This window comes from Pseudomonas sp. AC463 (genome assembly GCF_979253585.1).
In genome coordinates this window covers 1-204 of record NZ_CEEDDZ010001287.1, presented here as the reverse complement: position 1 = coordinate 204, position 204 = coordinate 1, and the positions used below count along the sequence as shown (strand labels likewise).

The 204-nt window shown below is 59.8% G+C and carries 2 tRNA genes; both read left to right on the top strand.

Annotated features, from left to right (window positions below):
* The first annotated feature begins 1 nt into the window (after position 1).
* Positions 2-77, top strand: a tRNA-Glu gene (locus AC0IYH_RS34460).
* Between the two features lie 50 nt (positions 78-127).
* A tRNA-Ala gene (locus tag AC0IYH_RS34455) sits at positions 128-203 on the top strand.
* Position 204: the final 1 nt, after the last annotated feature.

Below are 204 nucleotides of genomic sequence, written 5' to 3'. Positions count from 1 at the left end.
TGTCCCCTTCGTCTAGTGGCCTAGGACACCGCCCTTTCACGGCGGTAACAGGGGTTCGAGTCCCCTAGGGGACGCCAGTTTCAACAAGCAGCTCGCAAGGTCTGCTGCGCCGCGAGGCGAAAAATCCGGGGCTATAGCTCAGCTGGGAGAGCGCTTGCATGGCATGCAAGAGGTCAACGGTTCGATCCCGTTTAGCTCCACCAA